Below are 23,924 nucleotides of genomic sequence, written 5' to 3'. Positions count from 1 at the left end.
GATGCCGCCGATCAGGAGGCGTTTTGCAAAGGAACCGGTTCCCGTCTCAGAACGACGTGGGATGATTCGAGGGGGCGATGAACCCGTTCTTGTGCGGGCAGCCAATCCGGATTGTAAACACTATCAAGATAGCGTTCACCCCGATCCGGCAGAACGGTTACTACGACTGCGTTTCGGGGCAGTTGCGGCGCCAATTTCCGAATTGCGGCGATGACCGAACCGGAAGATCCTCCGGCAAGCAGGCCTTCCTCCCTTACGAGGAGACGGCATGCCTCGACAGATTCAAAATCGTTGACGAGAACAACCTCGTCAATCTCACTGGGATCCAATTGTTCAGGAACGCGACTAGCCCCGATCCCTGGAATGCGTCTCCGATCACGCGAGGGACCGAAAATGACAGAACCTGCGATGTCCACAGCAATGATCCGGATTTTCGGCCATGCCTCGCGCAGCCGGCGGGTAAGGCCCATGATCGTACCGCATGTGCTGACACATATGAAAGCATGGGTCGGTTCGGCAGGCATTTCGCTGACGATTTCTGCCCCCGCGCCATGGTAATGGGCAGCAGGATTATCGGGATTGGCATACTGATTGAGCCAAACCGAATTCGGCACCTCACGCAGCAAGGTCTGAACGCGTCGAATTCTGGTATGGAGATAACCGCCTTCCTCGTCTTTCTCTGTGACAAGGTCGATGGACGCTCCATAAGACTCTATTAGCGATCGGTTCGTGCTGGTGATGTTGGGGTCAATGACAGCCGTGAACTTAAGCTTCATTTGTTGGGTGATCATGGCCATTGCGATAGCAAGGTTGCCAGACGAGCTTTCGACCAAATGCACGTTTTGATTGATTTTTCCTGACTGGATTGCCTGTTTCACCATATGCAGGGCGGGACGATCTTTGATGCTTCCACCCGGGTTAAACATTTCCAGTTTCGCGAAAATGCGAAATATGTCTCTAGAGAAGGGGAGCTCCAGCTCGACAAGTGGGGTATTTCCAATAAATTCAGAAAGATTTGGCTTCATGCACGTCTCCTGACACTCAATCGTACGAGCATACAAAATGCATGTCTACGTTGTATTTCATCATTGCATCAACGCCGATGAATTAACAGGAGTAAAATTGTCATGTTTGTGTCGCATTGAGTTTTTCGTTAACCGACACCTAACTGTGTTTCAATCAGATACATGTTAGAGGCGTCCGCAAACCCTGATCATGGCATCCAGCAATTATTGCCACCATACCTTTCCGGACAGGGCCATGGCATTGACGTGAGTTGACGCAAAAGGAGTGCCTTCCTGATTAAAAGTCGATCACAGATGCGCCAGTTGCCTGAAATTGGCTTCACCCTGCCGAAGGATTGATCTATCCTCGTAGCCGACATGACAGTCGATGTGCATCCGGACGGCGAAGGTCGCCAAGGCAGTGTCCGGCCACAAACGCTTTTACATTCGGCCGGACTCTCACTGGAGAGTCGTCATGTCGGAAAAGTCTTCTGCAATATCATCCCTGCCATTCACGCCCGTTGAAACATGGGGTGGAATACACGTCGCTGTCGCTTTTGAGGTATTGCGCGATCTCTATGGGCTTCATGCCGCAACCCTGGCGGCATGGTGTGCTATAGAAGCCCGTGGTGACGGCGACGATGACCGCTATCGCTTCTGGTTTGGCCTTTTTTGTGATCTGCGCAAGGCGAGCCCGGTCTACTCCCTGCTGTTACCCCCCACCTTCAAAATCAACTCGGACAAGTCTGGAGACCGCTCCGTTGTGGCTGACCTGCATACGCATGCCGACCTTAACACCCTGCTGAATTCGCGGGACGTAGTAAACACTATTATTCGCCAAGTACGATCAATAGTCGGAAACTAATATTAGATTTTACAGCTAAATACCCTGCATTATCTGGCAGAAATCTCGAATAATCAATCAATTTACGAGGGCGGACGATGAAACGTGGAACCTTGCTTGTTACATTCCTTACAGCAAGCAGCATTACGAGAGCAGCAACCGCAGAGCCGTTGGTCGTCAACAGCTACGGCGGTCCTTACGAAGATATCATCCGTAGTCGGATCATCGAACCTTTCGAAAAAGAGTTCGGCGTGAAAGTCATCTATGACGCGGTCGGCTCCGCGTCACAGGACTATGCAAAGATCAAGGCGACCCGTGGGCGACCAGGCTTCGATGTCGTCGTCATGACAGCATCACAGTCGCTCGACGGCTGTCGAGATGGCCTGCTTGAGCGGTTTTCACCGGAAACAGTGCTGAATATCACAAACCTCAATCCCGATATCAGTGCGATTGCTGGCGCTTGCGGAGCGGTCCACGAGGTTCAGTATCTTTCGCTTCTGTGGCGTAAGGACAAGCTCACCGCTGCTCCCACCTCCTGGTCGGCATTCTTCACCGAGGAGTTGAAGGGCAAAATTATCCTGCCGACGTTCCAGAACATCATGGCAGCCTATCTTATGGAGATCATGTCCGTCGCGAACGGTGGCGATCTGATCGACAACGTTGATCCCGGTTTCGAAGCGATGGGGAAACTTGCCAAGCAATCCATTGGCTTTGAACAGTCTTCTTCGATCATGGAAAACTATTTGAAGGATGGACAGGTCTGGGCGATGCCCTTCTGGAGCGGGCGCGCGCAACTACTCGTCGATAGCGGTTTGCCGGTCGATTATGTCAGACCCGCAGAGGGAACAATCCTCCTCGTTGCAACTTTGAACGTGCCAATTGGTGCCCGCAACAAGGAGATGGCATACAAGTTCGTCAACTTCTTTCTCGAAAAATCCAGTCAGGAAGCCTGGGTCACGGGGTACAAGGTCGGTAGCGCGCGCACCGACGTTGAGGTTCCCGATGAGACACGCGCGCGTCAGATCACCACGGAAGCCGATCTTAAGACGCTTCTCCTCCCCGATCTTTCCAGTGTTGCAGCGAAGCTGCCGGAATGGGGAACCCGCTGGGAACGCGAAGTGATCGCCGTGGCGAGATAAGGGGGAGATAATGACAACGATCGAACTTGTGTCGCCCGCAGCGGCAACTCATCGCCGGACCTTCGCGCTGCGGCCCTATTTTTCGCTTTTGCCTCCCTCGACCGTTCTCCTACTATTCTTTGCATTGCCGATGGGCATGATGATCGGGATGAGTTTCCAGGGTATCGATGACGATGCCTGGACCATGGCCAACTATCGGCGGTTCTTTTCGGATGACCTGATGCTCGCCGGTCTCGGTCGCACCATGCTGATGTCGGGGCTTGTCGCCATCTGCGTGACCGTTATGGCCTATCCACTCGCATATTATCTGGCACGTGCGACGTCACGCTGGCGTACAATCGTGTTTGCCCTTGCGATTGCGCCGGAACTTGCCGGCGTTGTCCTACGCACCTATGGCTGGCTGGTCATCCTTGAAGACCGCGGTTTTTTAAACTCGGCGCTGATATGGGCAGGCTTGATCTCCGAACCTTTGCCGCTGTCAAAAAACATGTTCGGTGTCGTTGCGGGTCTGACACACGTCGTTCTGCCATTCGGGGTTCTTTCGCTGCTGACGAGCCTGCAGGGCATCAATCCCAATCTCGAAAAGGCCGCCCAAATTTTAGGTGCGTCCCGTTTGGCTGTACTCCGCCATGTTGTTCTACCACTCTCCATTCCGGGGATAGTCAGCTCTCTGCTTATCGCGTTCACAATGGCGGCTAGCGCCTATGCCACGCCGGCACTGCTCGGTGGCGCCGGTTTCAAGGTCCTTGCGACAATGGTTTACGAGCAGGTTCTTTTCTACATCGACTGGCCGTTCGCTGCAGTCATGGCGAATGTACTCCTGCTAGCGATGCTCATCGCAGTTTTCATCGGCACACGCATTGAAGCGCGCCTCCACAACAAGCTGCACCTCTAGGAGAAAGCCATGAACAGGTTTTTGTCGATTTCGTTCAGGGCTTCGCTGGCGCTCATCCTTGCATTCATCACCCTGCCGTTACTGGTCGTGCTTGTGGCATCCGTTAGTCCGACGGCGAAGATTGTTTTTTCGCCATCGCTCTGGACAACGAAATGGTATGGCGCGCTCATGACCAGTCGCTGGATCGACCCGTTTTTGCTGAGTGTCGAGCTTGCATTGATTGTCACGGTTCTCAGCGGACTGTTCGGCCTCCTGGCAGCCTTTGCGGTCGCCTACGAGAAATGCCCAGGACACGCCGCGATCATGTCCTTCCTGTTGTCCCCGCTCTCCGTTCCGCAGATCGTCAAAGGGGTCGCAATCGTTCTGTTCCTGTCCTCAACCGGGTTCTACGCTCTTCTCGGGACGCCTGGCCTGATCATGGCTCATGTCATTCTGACATTGCCCTTTGTCGTGCGGATGATCGCGGGCGCCATGTTCAATTTCGACAAGCGCCTCGATCTGGCAGCGCGGGTGCTGGGTGCGAACAAGATGCAAAGGGTCCGCTACATCCTGTTGCCGTTGATCAAGCCCGGCCTGTTTTCGGGGATGACCTTCGCCTTCATTCTCTCCTTCAACAACATTCCCTTGTCGGTCTTCCTCGTCCGGCCTGGCGAAACGACACTGCCCATCACCGTCATCAATCACCTTGAATACAGCCTCGACCCAGTGTTGGCGGCGGTCAACGTCGCCTCCCTCCTTTTTATTCTTGCAGCCGTCTTCCTGTTTGAGCGGATCGGCGGTTTTTCGACACAGATACATGGTGGAAGCAAATGAGCACAATGGACATAGAACTGATCGCGGTTTCCAAGAGCTATGGAGCCAATCGGGTCGTCGACAATATCGATCTTTCCATTCCGGCCGGAGAATTCGTCAGCATTCTGGGTCCGTCCGGATGCGGCAAGACAACCACCCTGAACATGATCGCCGGCTTTTCCGATCCTTCCGGTGGAGACATCAGGATCAGGGGACGGAGCCAGTTGGGCGTTCCGCCGGAGAAGCGCGGAATTGGACTGGTTTTTCAGAACTACGCCCTCTTCCCGCACATGACGGTCGCCGAAAATGTCGCCTTCGGCATCAAGATGAAGGGAACTCCGCGCGCCGAGACCGAGACCGAGGTGCGATCGGCATTGAGACGCGTGCATCTTGAGGGATTTGAACAGAGATATCCGAAAGAACTGTCCGGCGGCCAGCAACAAAGGACGGCGCTTGCCCGGGCGATCGCGCCGAAACCGTCGCTGCTTCTGCTTGATGAACCTCTGTCCAATCTCGACCTCAAACTGCGCGAGGCCATGCGTATCGAGCTCAAGGAGATACAGGAAGAGCTGGGTATGACCTTCATCTATGTGACCCACGACCAGGACGAAGCGATGGCCATGTCCGATCGCATCGTGGTCATGCATGGGGGTCTTGTGGCGCAGGAAGGCAAGCCCGACGACATCTACGATAATCCGCAATCGCGTTTCGTCGCCGATTTTATCGGAAAATCGAATCTTCTGCCGGTTTCGTCCCTGAGAGCGGAAGGGGAATCGACGATTGTCGTTCTCCAAGACGGTCTTGCATTGACGACCGCATCGTCGGGAAATCCAGGCGTCATCCGCTACTGTTGCCTGCGTCCCGAGGCCGTCCGTCTCACGCCTGCGGGAGAAGAACTACCCTCCCCGATCAACAGGTTCGACGGAACCCTGACAAGGATCGTCAATCTCGGCGCGTACCGGGATTGCTTTGTCACCCTGGCAAACGGGACCGTGCTCAAATCACTTGTGCGCTCGACACGGCTACCCGACCTGCGCGTCGGACAACCCGTTTTTCTCTCCATCGATCCCAATGCCGTGCAGCTTCTCGAAGGCTAGAATTAATCGCGTATCCATATCAATCAAATGAAATTGATATTAGAGACAGGTCGATCAGTAGCGCTACTCTTCCCTTGTAGAGACGAAATTTCCAAGGAAGGAACGGAAATATGCTCAATACTCAAGGAATTTCAGCGGTCCAGGACGGAAGCAACGTTTGTGCGGATATCGCTGGCTTCGACTTCAACAACTATGATGAACAGGACATTGCAGAGGTTCGCAAATACTGGCTCCATTATGGCGTGCTTCGCTTCCGGAGTGCCAATATTACAGACCAGCAACAAGTTGACTTCTCCCGTCACTTCGGGGAATTCGTGATCCACCCCAAGCAATTGCAGGAAGGCGGACACCCGACGCACAAGGAAATCCTTGTCATCGCCAATACCGTGAAAAACGGCAAGCCGTCCGGCGCTATGGGCAACAGCGAGGCCACCTGGCACACGGACACCTGGTTCTACGAGCGCCCGCCGGCGGGCGCCATTCTACGGGCCGTGGAGGTACCGGCAGACGGCGGAGACACCTATTTTCTCTCCACCTACCGCGCCTATGACACCTTGCCGGAAGAACTGCGTAAGACAGTCGACGGTCGGCAGATATTCTTCCAGAATGTCTATGACAAAACAGGAAAGCTAAGGCTCGGTAAGCAGGAGCCGACAACCAAGGATTTCCGTGAGTGGAGCGGTATCGTCCACCCGTTAGTGCGGACCCATGCCGAAACCGGGCGCAAAGCGCTTTATCTTGGAGGAACGGCTGAGGGTGCCTGGATCGTCGGCATGCCGCTCGATGAAAGTGATGACCTGCTGAAACGCCTGTGGCAGCATACAACAGATACGAAAGAGTTTTTTGTCCAGAAATGGTCGAAAGGCGACATCATGATGTGGGACAATCGCTGCACCATGCATCGCCGGGATTCTTTCGATCCGAACACGATCCGGATCATGCACCGGACCACGACCGCCGGCGAACGTCCGGTCTGATTTTTCAGACGTAAGCAAAGCGACCTCAATCATGGAACAGTATCGGATAAACAAGGGAGGGTCACCTCTCCCCACGGATCTTTGCGCCCTGCTGCAGGATGTTGAGACCGCAACCATCGGACATACCGAACATCTCGGCTTTCTCAGCACGAGTCTCCGCCCGGTCTGCTCCGCGAAGATCATCGGACAAGCCCTTACCGTCGCGGCTCCGGGCCGCGACGGCGTGGTGATCTACAAGGCGATCGATCTCCTCCAGCCAGGAGACGTTCTCGTCATCTCAAGGATCGACGGAGACGACATCGCATGTGTCGGCGGCGGTGTCGCGACAGCGGCAAAGGTGCGTGGCGCCGCTGCCATCATTGTGGACGGCCCGTGCACTGACGTCGAGGAAATTGTCGCATCAGGCCTGCCGGTCTGGTGTCGGGGAGTCTCGGCAAAAACCACGAACCGGACATTCCGGATTGGTGGATCCATCAATGTTCCCGTCGCCTGCGCCGGCACGGCGATCCTTCCCGGTTTCGCGGTGCTCGCCGACAACTCCGGGATCTTCGTCGCAGATCGTTCACGGATGCGCAACCTGGGTGAGGCTGCGCTGAAGCGTCAAGAACGGTCCGCCCGGCTGCGTGCCCATCTTGCGGCAGGCCATTCAATCTTCGCGTACGATGAAGGGCAATCCCAATGAAAATTTCGCTCATTCAAATGAACTCCCAGCCGGACCGCAGGGCAAATCTGCGTCAGGCGCAGGCTCTGATGCTCAAGGCCGTCAAGGAGGAGGTCCCGGATATGATCGTGCTGCCGGAGCATTTCGACTGGTCGGGCGGTACTGCCGCGGAAAAGCTCGCGGCAGCAGACTACATGCCCGGTGGTGCGGCTTACCGGATGGCACAGGAATTTGCTTGCCGGCACGGATTATGGCTCCACGCGGGTAGCATGCTCGAGCGCGTTCCCGGGGAAGAACGAATATACAACACCACCGTTGTGTTCGACCCTGAAGGCAGGGAAGTCGGCCGCTATCGCAAGATTCATCTTTTCGACATTGTGGCTCCGGACGGCAAAGCCTATCGCGAGTCCACCACAGTGGCACCGGGCCACGACCTGTTCGTCTACGAGGCCGGCGGCTTCCGGATCGGGGCCGCCATCTGCTACGATCTTCGGTTTTCCCGCCTGTTCGATCAACTTGCCGAAAACAAGGTCGATGTCGTCATCCTGCCGGCCGCCTTCACGATGCAGACAGGAAAGGATCATTGGGAGGTTCTGTGCAGAGCACGCGCCATCGAGTTCCAGGTCTATTTCGCCGCGTGCGGCCAATGGGGCAGCTACCTTGCCGCCGGTGGCGAGGCCCGACAGTGTTTCGGCAACTCTCTGATTTGCGATCCTTGGGGGCAAGTCATCGCCCGCGCCTCGGATGGAACGGGCAGTGCGACGGCACGGCTGGACAGCCAGCGAATAAATGATGTGCGCCGGCTTATTCCGATGGCGCGCCACCGTCAGCAATTTCCAAGCGCAGCATCCCGGGCAGGTCTTGGTGAAACGCCGGGACCAACAGCTCAACATCTAGTAGTCGAACATGCCGCCTGCGATGGGCTATGTTCAACATGCCGCAGCAAGACAGACCTGCCTGCCTCCTGTGAATAGTCGAGAGGGCGCAATGACTACCCCCGCAACGCAGGCCCTTGCCGATTACCTCGTGAACGCGTGTTTTGAGAATCTTCCGCCGGACGTGGTAGAGAAAGCAAAGCTCTGCCTGATGGACTCGGTCGGGTGCTTTTTCGGCGGTCATCAAACCCCGGTCGCTTCGGGTCTGGAACGGCTTTCGGCGGGAATCGTCGGAGTTTCCTCTAGCGTGCCATGTCCGGATCCGGATCCCGTGTGGCAAGCATTTCATTACGCGACTTTAGCCAACGCCCTCGACCTCGATGACATTTATTGGAAGGGACATCCCGGGGCGACAGTGATTGCTGCCGCGCTCGCGATTGGCAACCAGTCGCGCTCGACAGGGCGTGACCTGATTGTTGCAATTGTTGCCGGATATGAGGTGGGATGCCGCATCGGCATGTCACTCCTCCACAATACACCGCGCAAGACAGTCCATGGCCATGGCACCTGGCAGATATTCGGTGCAGCCGCCGCTGCGGCAAAACTGCTGAAACTCAGTCATAAGCAAGCGGCCCATGCCTTGGCAATCGCGGCTGTCAATGCACCCGTTGCATCGGTCATGAAGACCGTCTACGGCGACACACCGACAATGGCGAAGAATAATTTTGCGACCGCAGCAATGGGCGGTGTCAACGCAGCGTTTCTTGCTCGTGCCGGATTCGAGGGACCGCTTGACGTTTTCGAAGGGGAAACCGGTTTCTGGCGCATGGCGGGCGCCGACGGCGTCGACCTGTCGCGGCTGAAAATCGGTCCCGATATGCGCTACGAGATACGAGACGTCGGCTTCAAGGAGTTCAGCTGCTGCAGGATCATTCAGAGCAGCGTCGAAGCTGCTGTTGAGGCGTTCGCCCTCGGAGCTGTTGAGGGAACCGGTCATGACGTCATTGAGATCGAGGTCTTCGCTCCCGAGATCGTCTGCCGTGCCCCGTTCAATGATCCCGAACCTCGTGATATGTGGGCGGCACAGTTCAGCGCACCGTTTGCAATCGCGATGGGCGTGCTCGGGCATGCGGCGGGTCCGGAATGGTTCGCGCCTTCGCGTTTCCTGGATCAGACAGTGCGCGATCTGACAGCAAAAATCCGGCTCTCTCCTCTGAGATCGACGGATCGATCGCGCCAGCACCACGGGGCAAAGGTCCGTCTTCACCTGCTCGACGGCCACGTCGTAGAGGCCACTGTCGAGGTTGCAAAGGGCGATGCTGCCAATCCCCTCGCGCCTTCGTTCCTGGAGGAGAAGTTTTTACGCCTGTCGGCGGCACGTTTGCATGGGACCAGAAGACAGCAAATCCTGCAGTTCCTAAAGCAGCTTGAGTTGAAAGACGACCTGCGATTTCTGCTGGATACGATCCGCAAACCTGGAGGCGCGCCTCAGTCCGGGGAACGTCCGATGTAACCGGAATGAATATTGTTGCATAAAAGATAGCTAATCTTGGCTTTATTTCCCGCCGATTCCTGCTGAAATCCTCTCGTTCGGGTGTTCGAGGAGGAGCTCGCATGAGTGGAGGAATTATCAGTCCAAGCCTGTCAGACATACCGTGTTACTCCGCGACAGAGATCGCCGGGAACGGAGCTCTCCTCGATGGAAAGATCGTCCATGAGGTCGCCGCCAAAGCGTGGGACGACATTGCACGCGGTTCCGCTTATGGGACGAAATCCGTGCTTTCCATCACACCCGGAGAGATTGACAGGCATCCCTTGATTAAGGATGCAGCATTGCTGGAGGAGCGCCTTGCCTGGAAGCTGTCCTGCCTTTCAAGCGTCAACAGCCGCTACGGGGCAGTAAAAATCGTTGGCGCAAACGCCCTCAATCGCCAGCTCGGTCTTCCACGGTCACGGTCCACAATTGTCCTCTTGGACAAATTCACCCTCGTTCCTCTGTGCCTGCTGGATGGAACCGACATCTCCGCCGCCCGGACGGCGAGTTATGCGACGCTTGTTCTTGAGCGATTGCTGGCGTCCCGTCGGGATATGTCTGTCTTCCTGTTCGGCGCCGGTCCAATTGCCGAGAAAATTATTCTGGCGCTCAATCGATGCCACGGGGAAAAGATCCGCGAGGTCTTTGTCCGTAGCCGCACAATTGACTCAGCCATACGGCTCGCGAGGTCGCTGGGAGAGACAGTGACCTTCGACATCATGCCTGTTCGGGACAACCGCGATCTCGGTCGATGCGATTTCGTGATTACGGCATCAAATGCGAAAGTGCCCGTCTTCGAGGCGAGTGAGATAGGCGACGCTTCCGTGCTCCACCTGGGTGGGGATGAAACACCCCCGGCGCATCTGGAACGGGCGCTGAGGTGCGGTACCGTTCTGTGTGACGACGTGGAGATGGTGTCGCGCCGTGGCTCGCAAAGCCTTGCGCTTCACTTCTCGCGGAAAGGAACGACGCTGGAGCAGTTGGGATCCCTGCTCGGCATCCGGTCAATCACGGCGATTGCGGATCCTTTGGAAATAGGACAGCAAAAACCTGTCCACATCACCTGTGTCGGTCTGCCCATGCTGGATCTTTATGTGGCCGCACATGTCTATGAGGCTTTGACAGGTGTCTCAAACGATCATCGCGGTAAAGCGACGGTGGCAGAAACGACCAGCTAAGGGCTTTTCTTATGTATCTGACGCAGCTTCTCGCTGAGTGTATTGCTGACCGAGTTTTTCATGCCGCACCTATGGAGGTGAGGAGCAAGGCATTGTGTTGCCTGCTTGACGCCTTGATCTCCGCCCTCGCCGGAAAACATGTCACGGGATCGACCAGTGCCAGATCTGTCGCAGCCCGTGTTTTTGGTCCCGGAAACGCACCCCTCTGGTTTTCGGGCCATCGGTTGACGACCATCGGTGCCGCCTTTACCAATTCGGCTTCGGTTTGCGCCCTAGATTTCGATGATGGTCATCGTGCAGCGCGCGGACATCCAGGCGCTGCAGTGATCCCTGCTGTGCTGGCGACCTATGCGGACAGTGCAATCGACCCGGACGAATTCGTCGCTGCGATCGTCGCCGGCTACGAGACCGCCATCCGGATCGCCGCCGCACAAAACCCTGAAAACATAAAAAGTCGCCAAAGCGGTCTCTGGGCCGGCTACGGCGCTGTCGCTGCAGCCGGCAGTATCCATCGCACACGCCGAGATCATCTCGCCCATGCCCTGGCGATCAATGGTGTGTGGGCGCCCAATCAGGCAGCAAATGGAAGTTCCGGTTATTCGAAGCTCACCGGAAATCATGCGAAAGAGGGAATCCCGTGGAGTGTCGTTACTGGCCTCACCGCACTTGAACTGGCCGAAGAGGGGTTTACGGGTCCGGAAGACATTCTCGATCATCCACCCTACTTCAATGGGGATCGTATCAGGAACGGGCTTGGTCGGACTTGGGAAATACTGGGAACCTATTTCAAGCCGTATTCGTGTTGCCGCTATATCCATCCCGCCATCGATGCAACGCTGGACCTCATGCAAAGCCGGAGGCTCCTGCCGAAAGAAGTACTGTCAATCGAGGTCCACACGTTCCAATGGGCTCAGCGGCTGCAAAACAAAGTCATGCCGAAAAGCATTGTGGAGGCTCAATACAGTTTGCCTTTCTGTCTGGCCGCGGCCATCCGTTATGGCGCCTCTGCACTCGCGCCGATCGATGAGCAGCTTCTCGATGACCGGGACATCTGTTTCCTCGCCGGCGCTGTTACCTTGACGGTCGATCATCAGATCGATCAAAAATTTCCGGCAGAAACGTTGGCGCGAGTGACTTTGACCACGCCTTCGGGCGATATAACGTCCACCACCGCGATGCCGCGTGGCGATGCGGGCCGACCGATGCTTTGGGACGACCTCAAGCAGAAGTTCCATCAGGTGTGTAACGGCAAAATGAGCACAGCGCGCGAGGACGTTTTCGACAGGGCAATTGACCAGCTTAAATCCGGTGATCCCCTGCCATTCCTGCGAGAGATTTCGGCTGACCTGTGATCAGTGACTACGTCGCGTGGTCGGAGAAGCGCCCGAACCATTGCCATTGATCGTTCCATTCCAGATCACCACCTTGCCATGGACGATGATGTGGCGAACGCGACCCATATTGACGCGATCGACGATCACGAGATCCGCGCGCCTGCCCTTCTCGATCAAACCACGATCGCCTGCCAGTTGAGGAAAGGCGCGTGCGACGTTCCCGGTCGCCAAGGCGACAGCTGCAGCCGGTGACATCTGCTTTTTGTGAACAATGCGCTGGATTGCCACGAGGATGCTGTCCCAATGTCCGCCGGCATAGTCCGTCGAGATCGTATCGACACATCCGGCGTCGATCAGGGCGTCGAAATTCGCCGGGTCATTCCGCCAACGGGTCTGGATGCTGTCGAGCGTCGAGATATCGATGGTGACGCCACGCCTTCGCAGCTCGTGCGCGAACGATACGGATTCATGCGGTAGGAACATCGGATGGTTCGAATGACCCGCGACAATGTTTGCGTTTGGGTATTTCTCAGCGACTTCGATCAGGCGTTCAACCGACGGCGCAGAATTGTGAAAAATCGCCGGGAAGCCCACACGCGCGGCTTGTCGCGCCACTTCTTCAAAGCCTCTGAGCGCGAGATCGACCGGTGGCATTACGGATGCGAGAATGATCTGACGGACAGTTCGCGCGCTGCAGACATCGGAGAGACCACATTCGTCGAGGATCGCCTGCAATTCGCCATCGGAAACTCCGTCCTCCACTCTAAGGTATCGGCCGACCACGGCATTTCGCAACTGACGTGAAACCAGCGGTGACACTTCCCGTCCCGTCACCCGTTTCATCGCCTCGGGGATGAAGCGGTACTCCTGCGCTCCGCCGCCCAGCGTCTGGCCCCCGCCAACCTCGCCAAGGGCTTTTGCCCCTTGAGACAGGGCATCATCGATGGATGCGTGCCGATGCCGTTCGGAGAGGCCTGCGCCATCAATTGCGAGTGCCGCTTCGATATTAGAAGGTGTGTGCGCTGTGGAGATTTGGACATCAAGTGGATGCGGATTGCCCGCAAACGCCTCCTCGGGCAGCGCCAAACCGCATACATTTAATAATGTCGTCGTCCCCTCGAGGAGGTGCCTGTTCCTGTTCCAGAGGATCGCGTCCCTGTCGACAGGAAACGACCCGCTTGGCATGGATGGCCCGCTGACGCAGCCATGGGCATGCGCATTGATCACGCCGGGGATGACCGTGTAGCCGTGCGCTTCGATGACGTCGACCTCGTCAACATTGACGGACATATTTCCCGGCTGGACGAAAGCAATTCTGCCCTCTCCGATACCGATGCATGCGTTTTCAAGAAATGTGGCGCCATCTCCCGTTATCACAGAAGCGCCGCGTATAATCCTGTCGAGCCGATTATGAGACATTGCTATCGTCTCCAAAATCCTCTGGAGCTTCAAGCGCTGTCGATTCCAGAATGTAGCCGACACCCCGGACGGTGCGGATAAGATCGGGTTGCCCGATCTGATTCAGTCTCTTTCGCAATCGGCCTATGTGAACGTTCAGGGTGCGCTCTTCGACATGATGCAGGCCGGGCCACACCGCATTTATGAGTTCCGCACGTCGGCAAATCTCGGTCGGTCGCTCCATCAGGCAGGACAAGACAGCAAATTCCAGTGGTCCCAGATGAATGTTTAGACCGTTTCTTGAAACGCGATGATGCTCGAAATCAATCTCGATGCCGCCGTAGGATAACGGACCCGTTCTCGTCCGAGGCAGTGTTCGGCTGAGTGCGGACTTGCGCAGGTACTCGAGCAGCTTGATCGGTGCAAAAGGCCGGACAAAACATTCTTCGGCGCCGGCGCGCTGCATATCGACATATTGTCCTTCAGCACCGGCACCAATGATTGCGAGGACGGGAACGCTCACCGTGCGATGATTCCCCTTGATCCTGGCACACACCTCGACCGCCGGAAAGGGATCAGGCCGGCAGTCAAGCAGTACAGCCCTGACCTGGTGATCGTCGGCAAGATGGGACATCTCCTCGACGCCTCTGGCCATCCGGACCTGATAACCCTCAACTTCCAGAATGTGTGAAAGGAGGAGAAAGAAGTCAGCATCAACCGAACCGATCAGGATCAATTTTTTCATGAAATGCCCTTTGCGTCGGCAGCAGCCCTGAACGCAGGGCGGTTGTTCCCTGCGTTGAGCCATTTTCTCTACCATCGATATATCAATTTCCGTCAATTTGGCTGCAAAATCGACTACTAGAAGTAGTAGTCGCCAAATATGACGTAATGTGACATGTTTTAAATTTGGCTTTGCCAACGGGGAGACGATGGCTACCGACACAGGTTGCCTGTGCCTGTTGCGCACAAGGCGATCATAGCAAGGATGGACATTTGAAGAGATTGAAGAGGAAAGATGCCAGGAAGGGCGTCGGAATGGCTTCATACGCCACGCTTGACGCCGATATCGCGAGCGTGGCGTTATCATTGAATAATAATCACATCACCCAAACTACGATAGATGCCTGTACGGAACGGCGATTTGTGCTACCCAACCGGACTTCACCACCAACGGGTAATAGGTATCTCAATTACCACGCCATAGCTGCGGCGTGGTTAGAGGTTCCATAGCCGCATCGGAACGATGCTGGTGCCGGACCACGACGTCTATCGCAACGACTCTCAACGCACCACGTATGGCGACCGAGCGGCAGGCGCTGACTAAAGCCGGAAAAATGTTGGTACGGTGCCTGTTTCGAACCGGTCATTCCGCCAAAGTTGCGCGGACAGCCGAACAATAAGTCGAGACGCGCTAACAGCTTGCCACGGCTTCGACCGAAAGATGAGCGGCAAGAACATGAGACGCGAGGTGGTCGAAAAACACCGGCACGTTGTCTGCTGAGCGCCTGTGGGGAGCGAGATGCTTCTCGTTCTGCGCCGTGACACCTCCCCCTCACATCGGAAAGGATTCCCGCATGAAAACAGTATCTGCGAATCTCGCTACAGCCATCGAGGCAATCACAGATGCCCCCACAGTCTATGATGCCCTTTTTTCTGTTCAGGAAATTTATGACGTAGATTTCGTCACCTACCATTTGACCGCAACCGTGATCAGCGACCTTGATTCACCCTTTGTTCAGTCAACCTACAGTCCGGAATGGATCGCACAGTATTTCCTGAAGCGATATGTCCAGGTGGATCCTGTTGTGCAACAGGGCTTTTTGCGGCAGCTTCCATTCGACTGGCGTGAATTCGAAATGACACCCGAAATTGGAGCGTTCTTTGATGACGCCTGGCAACATGGCGTCGGAAAATCCGGTTATTCGATCCCCATTACTGACCGGGCCGGCCGGCGCGCAATTTTCTCCGTCAATGCGGCACACGACCCGAAAAGCTGGGACAAACTCGTTGCAGGTAATCGGTCGGACTGGAACGAAATCGCATATCAGATTCATATGAAGGCGATCACGGAGATTCATGGAGGAGAAGACCCTGTTCCGGGCCTCAGCTCCCGTGAGCGGGAGTGCCTGTCGTGGGTGGCACGCGGAAAAGACCACAAGGATATTGCACTCATTCTCGGTATTTCCGAGCATACGGCAAGGAGCTACCTCAAGTCTGGCCGGTTGAAGCTCGGATGCGCAACTATTTCATCGGCCGCCATCCAAGCGATGAAGTTCAGGCTGATCAACATTTGATTCAGCAGCTCAAACCTGGCCTTCAACTCCGCGGCACAACAGCCATAGACCTTTAACTTTCGGCGCAATACCTCAATTGTTTGTGCCCATCCGTAGCAATGGGCAACCCGGGATTTACGTGCATTCTGTCCGACACATGATCGGAGGTTTGCTCGTGTTCCTTCTTATCCAGCCCTATCAATATCACCGGTACGCGGGCCTGTTGGAGCAATCGTTCCGATTGCGGAAAAAGGTTTTTCACGATTGTCTTGGCTGGCAGGTCGGTGTCCATCGCGGCCTTGAACGGGACACTTACGACGCTCTGGGAGCCGTTTACCTGGTCTGGTGTGACAAGGACGCGCGACATCTCTATGGCACAGTGCGGCTCATGCCGACGACAGGGCCGACATTGCTGCGTGATGTTTTCAGTCGAACGTTGCCGGGAATGGATTTGGTGTCTCCCGGCACATGGGAAGGCACGCGAATGTGTCTTGATGTTGACCTCCTCAAGGAGTCTCAACCGACACTCAGCCCGTCAAGAGCGTTTGGGTTCCTTTTGCTGGCCTTGTTCGAAGGCTCCTTCGCGCATGGCATTAAAACACTTGTGTCGAATTACGAGCCGCCAATGGAAAGAGTATACCGGCGAGCGGGATTGATCGTGGAGGAGATTGGCCGTGCTGACGGTTACGGCCGGCTCCCGGTGTGTTGCGGCGTGTTCGACGTTTCAGACGAAACCCTTCAGCAAATGCGAAAAGTCCTTCGAATTGCGCACCCCTTGTACACACCCTCTTTGCCCAAGGTTGCGGGAGCGGCCGCAGTACAAAAGTTCCAACGCCTCGACCATGTCAAAAGGCCGGTAAAAATCGAGAATCTCGGGACCCTCCAATGGCGCTCAGTGGCAAAGGCGCCGCTCGAGCCGGTGGGATAAGGCGCGGGATGAACGTTTGGCTACGCAAATTGATCGACACGACATCCATGATGAAAACTAGCCGCGCCACGGCCGAACTGCTTGATCATCTGACCCGAGAGCTCGGATTTGACTTTTATCATGTGGTGACTGTCCGTCATCCCGGCTTGGGAAACTCCATCTTGTCCAGTGCCCCAAAGGAGTGGCTGGACAAATATTGGCAGGAGCGTTTCGACAGGATCGATCCAGTCCTGACACGTGCCCGTGAAGTAATGGCACCATTTGTCTTTAACCTTGAGCATAAGGGGAAAGTCGCACGCGGACCCCACCAGACATTCTATTCGAGTGCCGACGAGGCGGGCATCAGGGCCGGCATATGCATGCCCGTGATGGCGCCATTCAGCGATTTCTTCACCCTTTCACTTTTCTCCGGTGATGTGACCTTGCCTCAAAAATACCAACTGCAACCCGTTTTGAGTGCAAACGCTGTGGGGTTACTCCACATGTGCGTGGAGGCAACAGAGGCGGCATCGATCAGAGCACCGGCCATCGAACTGACGGCGCGGCAGTCAATGGTGCTCAAGTGGGCTGCTGAAGGGAAAACAACCCAAGAGATAGCCCTGCTTGAGAACATGACACATCATACCGTCAATTTTCATATGAAGAACATTCGACAGAAACTTAAGACCGTCACCCTTCCCCAGACGACTGCGTTGGCCACAAAGCTGAAACTGATCTAAGGTACGTTGTGTTGCTGTATCGGTCGTCGTCATCCGCAAAAGAAGTGTTCATTATCCCGGATCGCTGATAGTTAGGTTTGCTCCCCGGCAGAACATGCAGATGAAGGGCTAGAACTCGATCGGCAAGAAGACCGGCAAATGCATTGCCAAAATGTTGCCCTATCGCTATGTTCCAAAACAGAATTATAGCGGCATAGAAAGCGGCAAAAAATGGTTACGCTCGCAAGCATGGAGCCCCTGCTTCCGGACAGCAGCCGGGAACTTGAAGATCTGGCGATCGAACTGACGTCAGTTGCCAGTCGGTTCGCAGCGCGACTTCATCCCATCATGCGTGCTTCCGTCGGTGATCTCGTGCGCTCGATGAACTGCTATTACTCAAATCTCATCGAGGGACACAACACGCTACCAATCGATATCGATCGGGCCATGGCGGGCGATTTCGCTCGAGAACCGGAGAAGCGCAACCTTCAGCTCGAGGCCCGGGCCCATATCGAAGTGCAGCAGCTTATCGATAGGGGCGAAATGCCCTACCCTGTGCTGTCGCTCGACGGCATCTGCTGGTTGCACGGCGAGTTCTGCCGCCGGCTGCCAGATGACCTGCTTCTTGTTCGCAATCCCGATACGGGCGAAGAAATCATTATGGTGCCGGGGCAACTGAGAACGCGGCACGTCAAAGTCGGCGAACACATCGCTCCCGAACCGGAGATGATTGAACCGCTGCTCGCAAGGTTCGCTGAAGCCTACTCGTTCAAGATGCTGTCTAAACTCCAGAAGATCGTTGGGGTTGGGGCATCTCATCACCGTCTTGCATGGATCCATCCATTTTTCGATGGCAACGGACGTGTCTCTCGCCTGTTCTCCCACGCGTTGCTGCGCGACCTTGGGATTGGCTCGGGGCTCTGGTCTGTGTCTCGCGGTCTTGCCAGAAACGTCTCCGACTATAAGCGTCTGCTCTCCCAGGCTGATCAGCCAAGACGCGGCGATCTGGATGGACGTGGCAACCTCACTGAGGCGGGCCTCGCCGAGTTCACGGCCTTCTTCCTCTCATGCTGTCTCGATCAAGTCACGTTCATGGAAGAGCTCCTCAAACCTGAGGAGCTCCTGAACCGCGTCGAGGTATGGTGCAATGAGGAGGTGCAGATGCAGCGCCTTCCCAAGGGCAGCTGGCCTCTGTTGCGCGAGGCCATACTGACGGGAGAGTTCGCACGCTCGCAAGCACAGGCTTTGACCGGATATCAAGAGCGCCAGGCCCGAACCGTGTTGTCCAGTTTGTTGGACTGCGGCGTGCTCACGTCCCCGAGTTCAAAGGGCAAGGTGCGTCTCGGTTTCCCGGTCGATATCATCGAGCGGTGGCTTCCGCGCCTGTATCCGGCCGTTCGCTAGCATTGGCCACTGTGTGCCACTTGCCGGCCAAAGCGGCAAAAATCCTGTCGAACACGCCGAGTGGCCCATACTGCAAAGGTGAATCCTTCCACTGCAAACCATTGCGGATCACATAGACGATACCACTGACGACACGCTGGTCATCACCCCGCGCAACCCCATGAGACAGCGGAAATGCGGAGATATGCGAGCCATTTGGCGCGCGCTTAGCAGTAACAAATCACCCATCAGAACCCCTTCAATGGAGACTCTGAATCACATCTCAAACGAAATTAATAGGTCCTGACCCTAGCCTCAACTACCGTTTTTCACGGCCTGCTGAAGCTTTTCGATGTGCTCCCGGCAGAGCGTCTCGATCAGGGCATGAAGTTCCGCGGTCCTGTCCTCGAGCCATTGAAGGGCTTCACCGGAAATCTCGAAGTGCTTCGAGTAGCGCGCCTTGACGTAGGCCTCGTTGAGAATGTTGTACCATGCCGTAAAACGCTGATGGTCACGCGGCCAGATGTCCACCAGCCGGCGTTCACGGTCCTCCGAAAGTCCGCGCAGGAATTTGAGGTTGTGCGAGGGCGGAGAGTAGTTGGTCAGCGTCAGCAGATAGCAAGAATAAGCCGTCTCAACAGCTTGGTGTAGCGTGAAAGCCGCATGGTTGGGTTGAGCATCAGCTATTGAGTAACGTGCGAGCTGGAGGAAATATTTTGCACCATTGAACTGTTTTTCAAAATGCTCCTCGGCCACCCTGAGTGCATCGGCAGGGCTGAGCGGTTTCGGTTCGGCCAGCGGCCGGTCATCGAATTCGTAGAGAATGACGCCTTCGCGGGCGAGATCGACGAAGAAGTATTGCCCGTCATGCAGGAAGTTGCTGATCTCGCGGGCGCCATGCACGATGAGGCCGACAGGTGTCTCGATCTCCTTGTCCCACATCAGCCGGTCGGTCGCCTTATCCCAGTATTTGGGGTCGGCCAATTCCTTGTTGCTGACAATGACGAGAATATCGAAATCCGAACGATAACCCTTTGACGTATGCGGCTCATCAACCCACGTGCCACGGGCGTAAGAGCCAAACAGGATGATCTTGTAAATCCGGCCGTCCTTCTTGATGTCGGACTTCGAGCGCTCGACAATGCCGGCGAACTCTTCATGGATGATCCGGACGACCCTTTCCAGTTCGCGCTGCTTTGCCTGCGGAAGATGTCCGATATCCGATTTCATCGCCTTCACCATCGATTCTTCTGAAAGAACACTCTAGCCGCGACACATTCACCGTGGCTACTCCACATTCTCACAGTTGCGGTCACGAATTTGATGCCTTTTCAATCCGGTAGTATGCCGACCTTGAGCTATCGTGGCAATCATTAATCGCGTTTATTTATCAATACTGCATCTGGACCAAAGTGACCTAAGGCACTATTCTTCGGTAGATGAGAGGCATGATGGCATCGAGAGACCTCTCCGGCAGAAGGAACGGTTATGGATTTGCGCCAAATGAGCACGTTCGTGGCCGTGGCAGAAGAACTGCATTTCGGGCGCGCTTCCATCCGGCTCAACCTCGCCCAGCCAGCAGTCACGGCTCAGGTCCAGGCCATCGAAAAGGAGCTGGGTGTTCCGCTTCTCATACGCTCTACACGCCGGGTTCAGTTGACGCCCGCAGGCTCTGTTTTCTACGAGCGCTGTGTCCGGCTTCTTCGCGATGTCGATGAAAGCTGCGCGGTCGTCCAGGCGATTGCGGGCAAGGCAGCCACCAAGATCACAATCGGCACTATCCACCCAGCGACCTTCGGCCTGTTGCCTGATTTCCTTGCAAGGATCGGTCGACGCTACCCGAATATTCGCATTCATATCCGCAATGGCACGACAGAATCCATCGTGCGCGACATCGAGCGTGGTCAGGTCAATATCGGCTTTGTCCGGCCATTGGAAAACAACGGTGCATTAAGATGGCAAGCCATTACCGAAGAGCGGTATCTGCTGGCCGTCTCAAAGGACAACCCTCTGTCTGAGGTACCAAGTATTACGCTGGACGACTTGCGCCGCCAGAAGATCATTTCCTTCTCACGCTCGAACCTGTCTTACACCGAGCGGTATTTTCTCGACGTGTTTCGCGAACACGCTCTTTCCGACCGAATCGCCTACACCTGCGATGATACGCTTTCACTGATCGCACTCGTTTCAGCAGGCGTGGGCGTCGGCTTCGTTCCCGAATGGGCAGCAAACCTTCCGAATAGGAACTTTCAGCTGAAGCAGGTCGAGGAGATCGACCTGCGCATTGGACTTGGGCTGGCCTGGAGCAGTCAGGACCCGACAGCCAATCGTGATGACGTTATCGACATCGGGCGACAGCTCGCCACCCAGATTGCAAAAGCGGCCGTTCGCAAACACCACCGCAACTAGGGGTCGTCAAACGCCTCTTCCGTTTGGAAAAATGCGCACAAATCTTTCGGGAGATGGCCAGCCTGCAGTGGTGCGCATCATTACACGACATTCCAGGGATTAATGACCCTCAGGCCAGCGGCTTCGAAAGGACTGGTGTCTCGCGTGGCAACTATCAGGCCCCGCACGGCGGCCGCGGCGGCGATATAGCCATCTGCCTTGCCTATGGCCCTACCGGCTTCCTTCGCCCGTGCCATCAGTTGAGCATAGGCTTGGGAGGCATCAAGGTCGAAGAACAGAATTCGTCCGGTGAAAACTGGCAGAACCTCCCGTTCCAAACGATCCTGATAAATAGTACGTCGCTTGCCTTCCGGCATCGTTGCGAGGCCGAACCGTAATTCGGCAATGGTAATCGTGGACAGATAAAGGGTCTCGACCATCTGTGAGTCGATCCAGGTCAGCACGCTGGAATCTGGCTCAACCTTCCACAATTCGGAAATCACATTGGTATCGAGAACAATCATTCAAAACTCATCGGTTCGGCCGGAGTTTTGTCACGAAGCTGGTTGAATAATTCTGCTTCAGCGTCGGTGAGCCCTTCGGCATCGCGGGCAATCGAAGTCAGTATAGTGCCAAGCTTCAAACGCCCCTGTGGCCTGGCGGCCTGTTCCAGAATGCTGCGAATCTCAGCTTCAGCACTACGACCATGTATAGCAGCTCGAACACGAATGGCGCGGTGCACCTCGTCCGGGACGTTTCGTATCGTGATAGATGGCATGACTCTACATCTCCAGAATATGATAGCTTTGCTTGCACAATATAAGAATGCAAGCAAATCGACAACCAAAAAACCACGAACCCGGCGGGCTCCTAGAATATTCAGTTTTATCCCGCTTCATGCCCACATTTTGATCAAAGGTTGAGAGTGCAACATGTCTTCATAGTTCTGCCTCAACTGTCTCCAGATTTTAACGCTCCACCATCTAACGCTGCATCAGCGCAGCAGAACAAACCGTGGGGATCGAACATGTGGTGAATTCGGCGCTCCAACCGACTGATTGTCGAGCAAGGCCAACGTGAGCCGCGTCAATGCTACCCTAACACCCCGGAACTGGCCGACAGTACGAAGTCCATATCTATAACCTGATCATCTATAAGAGTGCGATGGCTCAATAGAAAGTCATCGTCGGTTAACCGCGTTGCTCCCTGTTATTTCATACCCGACACGAGGATGCGAGGCAAAATAGACCCTTATAGGGGTTTTATAATTCGCACTATGCGTTTATAAAACCCCTATAAGGAACCAAAAGGGACCTGACAATTGAACCTTCTGACAAGGCGAGTGGCGTTTCACCACAATCGCAACGAACGCCGAAGGAGCCCACGGATAGCCATGCCCAGGATAAAGCAGCTTACACGCGAAGAAATCCGGCTCCGGCGCCAACATATTCGAGAACGTGCGGCCACGGCAGAGCTCAGGCTGCCCGAAGCAGTTCTTGATATAAGAAAATCACTTGGGCTGACCCAGGAAAAATTTGCCGAACTCACCGGCGTCACGAAACGGCAGATCGCCGAGATTGAGACCGGAAAAGCAAATCCGACTGTCGATACACTCCACAAGATTGGGAAACTCTTCGGTTTCACGCTCGGTTTCGTTCCGAAGGACACCAACGGACCATCGGCTTCTCCGCCAAAAATCAAAATGTAAGAGGAACAACGCCGACGATTTTTAGTCTTGGCGTCCCTTATAGCACCGTCACTATTTGCGCCCGCCACGGGAGAAAAGATTCTGCACGGATGTTTGTCAGAATCTTTGTCAGGACCACGCGATGCGCACTCAAACCCCCACCGCAATACCATCATATGTGGGTACCGCTTTGGGGGTATTTCATGCTTGAGGGAGCAGGTGCATTCTGCCATCCGCGCCAGGTTGGTGCTTATCTTGCGTCTGCTCGTCTGCCAGCATGGATATGATGAGGAGCGCGCGTGCCCGAGAGCGGTTGGAAACAAGCGCGTCAAAGTCAAACGTCCGCACCTGTAAAAGAAATCTTCCTGCGCCTGAGTTGGCCACACACGACCCGTGAACCCGTAACATTTCCGGTCCGTAGTGGAAAACGGTCCAGCAGATAGAGGACGCACCATGTATAAAAACGTTGCCGAAGCCTTCGTTGCCTTGGAGCAAGCACCGAGCGTGGTCGAAGAACTCTGCTCGCAAAACCTCAATTTCTGCCTGTCGATCATCACCCATGAAACCGACAGGCTTCTGCAGTTCGAGGATGGCCATGCGGCCATCAGAGCAACCGACGACGGTCTGATTTTTCGCGTGTCCGCGCGCGATCTCGTCACGTTTTACGGCATACGCACACTGATTGAGGGCAGCCTCGCTAAATTCACGTCTGGCTCTGTGAGATCAGTAGACTGGTTGAATACAAAAGACGCGCCGCTTTTTGAGAACCATGAGCAACGGACTCATGGCACAGCAGGATGAAAACCCACGGCTCTGCGAGTTCAGAAGAAAGATTT

General features: G+C 55.4%; 24 protein-coding genes and 1 pseudogene. 18 read left to right on the top strand and 7 right to left on the bottom strand.

The annotated features are described in order from the left end of the window. Positions 1–11: 11 nt before the first annotated feature. Positions 12–1,025 carry a 2,3-diaminopropionate biosynthesis protein SbnA gene (sbnA, locus tag CFBP4996_RS27380; RefSeq protein ID WP_080855088.1) on the bottom strand — a complete coding sequence of 338 codons (1,014 nt, stop codon included), beginning with the start codon at positions 1,023–1,025 and terminating at the stop codon, positions 12–14. A 454-nt stretch (positions 1,026–1,479) separates the two neighbouring features. Between sbnA and CFBP4996_RS27375 the strand changes: the two genes are divergently transcribed. The 11 genes from CFBP4996_RS27375 (at position 1,480) to CFBP4996_RS27325 (ending at position 12,348) form a co-directional block, all read left to right on the top strand. Next, positions 1,480–1,869, top strand: a complete 390-nt coding sequence (locus tag CFBP4996_RS27375; RefSeq protein WP_080855087.1) for a Y4oE-related protein — start codon at positions 1,480–1,482, stop codon at positions 1,867–1,869. A 77-nt stretch (positions 1,870–1,946) separates the two neighbouring features. Beyond that, positions 1,947–2,987 (top strand): ABC transporter substrate-binding protein, encoded by a 1,041-nt coding sequence (locus CFBP4996_RS27370; protein WP_080855086.1) that lies wholly within the window; start codon positions 1,947–1,949, stop codon positions 2,985–2,987. Positions 2,988–2,997: 10 nt separating this feature from the next. After that, positions 2,998–3,882: an ABC transporter permease gene (locus CFBP4996_RS27365; protein ID WP_080855085.1), complete on the top strand. Its 885-nt coding sequence runs from the start codon at positions 2,998–3,000 to the stop codon at positions 3,880–3,882. 9 nt (positions 3,883–3,891) lie between these two features. After that, on the top strand, positions 3,892–4,695 hold the full coding sequence (locus CFBP4996_RS27360; protein ID WP_080855084.1) for an ABC transporter permease: 804 nt from the start codon (positions 3,892–3,894) through the stop codon (positions 4,693–4,695). Then, positions 4,692–5,771 carry an ABC transporter ATP-binding protein gene (locus tag CFBP4996_RS27355; protein ID WP_170988544.1) on the top strand — a complete coding sequence of 360 codons (1,080 nt, stop codon included), beginning with the start codon at positions 4,692–4,694 and terminating at the stop codon, positions 5,769–5,771. Before CFBP4996_RS27360 ends, CFBP4996_RS27355 begins: the two co-directional genes overlap by 4 nt. 110 nt (positions 5,772–5,881) lie before the next feature. Next, the gene (locus CFBP4996_RS27350; protein WP_080855082.1) at positions 5,882–6,748 is read left to right on the top strand and encodes a TauD/TfdA dioxygenase family protein; all 867 of its coding nucleotides are present in this window, start codon (positions 5,882–5,884) and stop codon (positions 6,746–6,748) included. A gap of 31 nt (positions 6,749–6,779) precedes the next feature. Further along, positions 6,780–7,430, top strand: coding sequence for an RraA family protein (locus tag CFBP4996_RS27345; RefSeq protein ID WP_080855081.1), 651 nt, complete (start codon positions 6,780–6,782; stop codon positions 7,428–7,430). Next, the gene (locus CFBP4996_RS27340; protein ID WP_080855080.1) at positions 7,427–8,383 is read left to right on the top strand and encodes a carbon-nitrogen hydrolase family protein; all 957 of its coding nucleotides are present in this window, start codon (positions 7,427–7,429) and stop codon (positions 8,381–8,383) included. Before CFBP4996_RS27345 ends, CFBP4996_RS27340 begins: the two co-directional genes overlap by 4 nt. A gap of 13 nt (positions 8,384–8,396) precedes the next feature. Beyond that, positions 8,397–9,797 carry an MmgE/PrpD family protein gene (locus tag CFBP4996_RS27335; protein ID WP_080855079.1) on the top strand — a complete coding sequence of 467 codons (1,401 nt, stop codon included), beginning with the start codon at positions 8,397–8,399 and terminating at the stop codon, positions 9,795–9,797. A gap of 101 nt (positions 9,798–9,898) precedes the next feature. Continuing rightward, positions 9,899–10,996 (top strand): ornithine cyclodeaminase, encoded by a 1,098-nt coding sequence (locus tag CFBP4996_RS27330; protein WP_080855078.1) that lies wholly within the window; start codon positions 9,899–9,901, stop codon positions 10,994–10,996. 11 nt (positions 10,997–11,007) lie between these two features. After that, positions 11,008–12,348, top strand: a complete 1,341-nt coding sequence (locus CFBP4996_RS27325; protein ID WP_080855077.1) for an MmgE/PrpD family protein — start codon at positions 11,008–11,010, stop codon at positions 12,346–12,348. Here CFBP4996_RS27325 and CFBP4996_RS27320 read toward each other — a convergent pair whose 3' ends face one another. Both CFBP4996_RS27320 and CFBP4996_RS27315 read right to left on the bottom strand, forming a co-directional pair. Next, complete coding sequence (locus CFBP4996_RS27320) at positions 12,349–13,749, bottom strand: amidohydrolase family protein (RefSeq protein ID WP_080855076.1); 1,401 nt, start codon at positions 13,747–13,749, stop codon at positions 12,349–12,351. Further along, positions 13,739–14,473 (bottom strand): response regulator transcription factor, encoded by a 735-nt coding sequence (locus CFBP4996_RS27315; RefSeq protein ID WP_080855075.1) that lies wholly within the window; start codon positions 14,471–14,473, stop codon positions 13,739–13,741. The genes CFBP4996_RS27320 and CFBP4996_RS27315 overlap by 11 nt, the downstream gene beginning before the upstream one ends. An 832-nt stretch (positions 14,474–15,305) precedes the next feature. On the opposite strand from CFBP4996_RS27315, the gene CFBP4996_RS27310 reads away from it, so the two are divergent. The 4 genes from CFBP4996_RS27310 (at position 15,306) to CFBP4996_RS27295 (ending at position 19,034) form a co-directional block, all read left to right on the top strand. Further along, positions 15,306–16,025, top strand: coding sequence for a helix-turn-helix transcriptional regulator (locus tag CFBP4996_RS27310; RefSeq protein WP_080855074.1), 720 nt, complete (start codon positions 15,306–15,308; stop codon positions 16,023–16,025). A 154-nt stretch (positions 16,026–16,179) separates the two neighbouring features. After that, positions 16,180–16,932, top strand: a complete 753-nt coding sequence (locus tag CFBP4996_RS27305; RefSeq protein WP_080855394.1) for an acyl-homoserine-lactone synthase — start codon at positions 16,180–16,182, stop codon at positions 16,930–16,932. Further along, positions 16,890–17,651, top strand: a complete 762-nt coding sequence (locus CFBP4996_RS27300; RefSeq protein WP_233283475.1) for an autoinducer binding domain-containing protein — start codon at positions 16,890–16,892, stop codon at positions 17,649–17,651. Before CFBP4996_RS27305 ends, CFBP4996_RS27300 begins: the two co-directional genes overlap by 43 nt. A 210-nt stretch (positions 17,652–17,861) precedes the next feature. After that, positions 17,862–19,034 carry a Fic family protein gene (locus CFBP4996_RS27295; RefSeq protein ID WP_080855072.1) on the top strand — a complete coding sequence of 391 codons (1,173 nt, stop codon included), beginning with the start codon at positions 17,862–17,864 and terminating at the stop codon, positions 19,032–19,034. A gap of 25 nt (positions 19,035–19,059) precedes the next feature. Here CFBP4996_RS27295 and CFBP4996_RS27290 read toward each other — a convergent pair. Continuing rightward, positions 19,060–19,262 (bottom strand): annotated as a pseudogene (locus CFBP4996_RS27290) (transposase); the annotation flags it as partial. 66 nt (positions 19,263–19,328) lie between these two features. Continuing rightward, positions 19,329–20,243 carry a nucleotidyltransferase and HEPN domain-containing protein gene (locus CFBP4996_RS27285; protein ID WP_080855393.1) on the bottom strand — a complete coding sequence of 305 codons (915 nt, stop codon included), beginning with the start codon at positions 20,241–20,243 and terminating at the stop codon, positions 19,329–19,331. 258 nt (positions 20,244–20,501) lie between these two features. On the opposite strand from CFBP4996_RS27285, the gene CFBP4996_RS27280 reads away from it, so the two are divergent. Further along, the gene (locus CFBP4996_RS27280; RefSeq protein WP_080855070.1) at positions 20,502–21,422 is read left to right on the top strand and encodes a LysR family transcriptional regulator; all 921 of its coding nucleotides are present in this window, start codon (positions 20,502–20,504) and stop codon (positions 21,420–21,422) included. An 80-nt stretch (positions 21,423–21,502) separates the two neighbouring features. Here the strand turns inward: CFBP4996_RS27280 and CFBP4996_RS27275 are convergent, their stop codons facing one another. Both CFBP4996_RS27275 and CFBP4996_RS27270 read right to left on the bottom strand, forming a co-directional pair. Next, positions 21,503–21,925 (bottom strand): type II toxin-antitoxin system VapC family toxin, encoded by a 423-nt coding sequence (locus CFBP4996_RS27275; RefSeq protein ID WP_080855069.1) that lies wholly within the window; start codon positions 21,923–21,925, stop codon positions 21,503–21,505. Continuing rightward, a complete protein-coding gene (locus CFBP4996_RS27270; protein WP_080855068.1) occupies positions 21,922–22,179 on the bottom strand; it encodes a FitA-like ribbon-helix-helix domain-containing protein in 258 nt (85 codons plus the stop codon). The genes CFBP4996_RS27275 and CFBP4996_RS27270 overlap by 4 nt, the downstream gene beginning before the upstream one ends. A gap of 615 nt (positions 22,180–22,794) precedes the next feature. On the opposite strand from CFBP4996_RS27270, the gene CFBP4996_RS27265 reads away from it, so the two are divergent. Together CFBP4996_RS27265 and rctB are read left to right on the top strand one after the other, a co-directional pair. Further along, on the top strand, positions 22,795–23,109 hold the full coding sequence (locus CFBP4996_RS27265) for a helix-turn-helix domain-containing protein (RefSeq protein ID WP_080855067.1): 315 nt from the start codon (positions 22,795–22,797) through the stop codon (positions 23,107–23,109). Positions 23,110–23,541: 432 nt separating this feature from the next. Then, complete coding sequence (gene rctB, locus CFBP4996_RS27260) at positions 23,542–23,889, top strand: SMa0974 family conjugal transfer regulator (protein WP_080855066.1); 348 nt, start codon at positions 23,542–23,544, stop codon at positions 23,887–23,889. The last annotated feature ends 35 nt before the right edge of the window (positions 23,890–23,924 follow it).

Source organism: Agrobacterium leguminum, from assembly GCF_005144435.2.
Taxonomy (GTDB): Bacteria; Pseudomonadota; Alphaproteobacteria; order Rhizobiales; family Rhizobiaceae; genus Agrobacterium; species Agrobacterium leguminum.
This window is presented reverse-complemented; position numbering and strand designations above follow the sequence as displayed.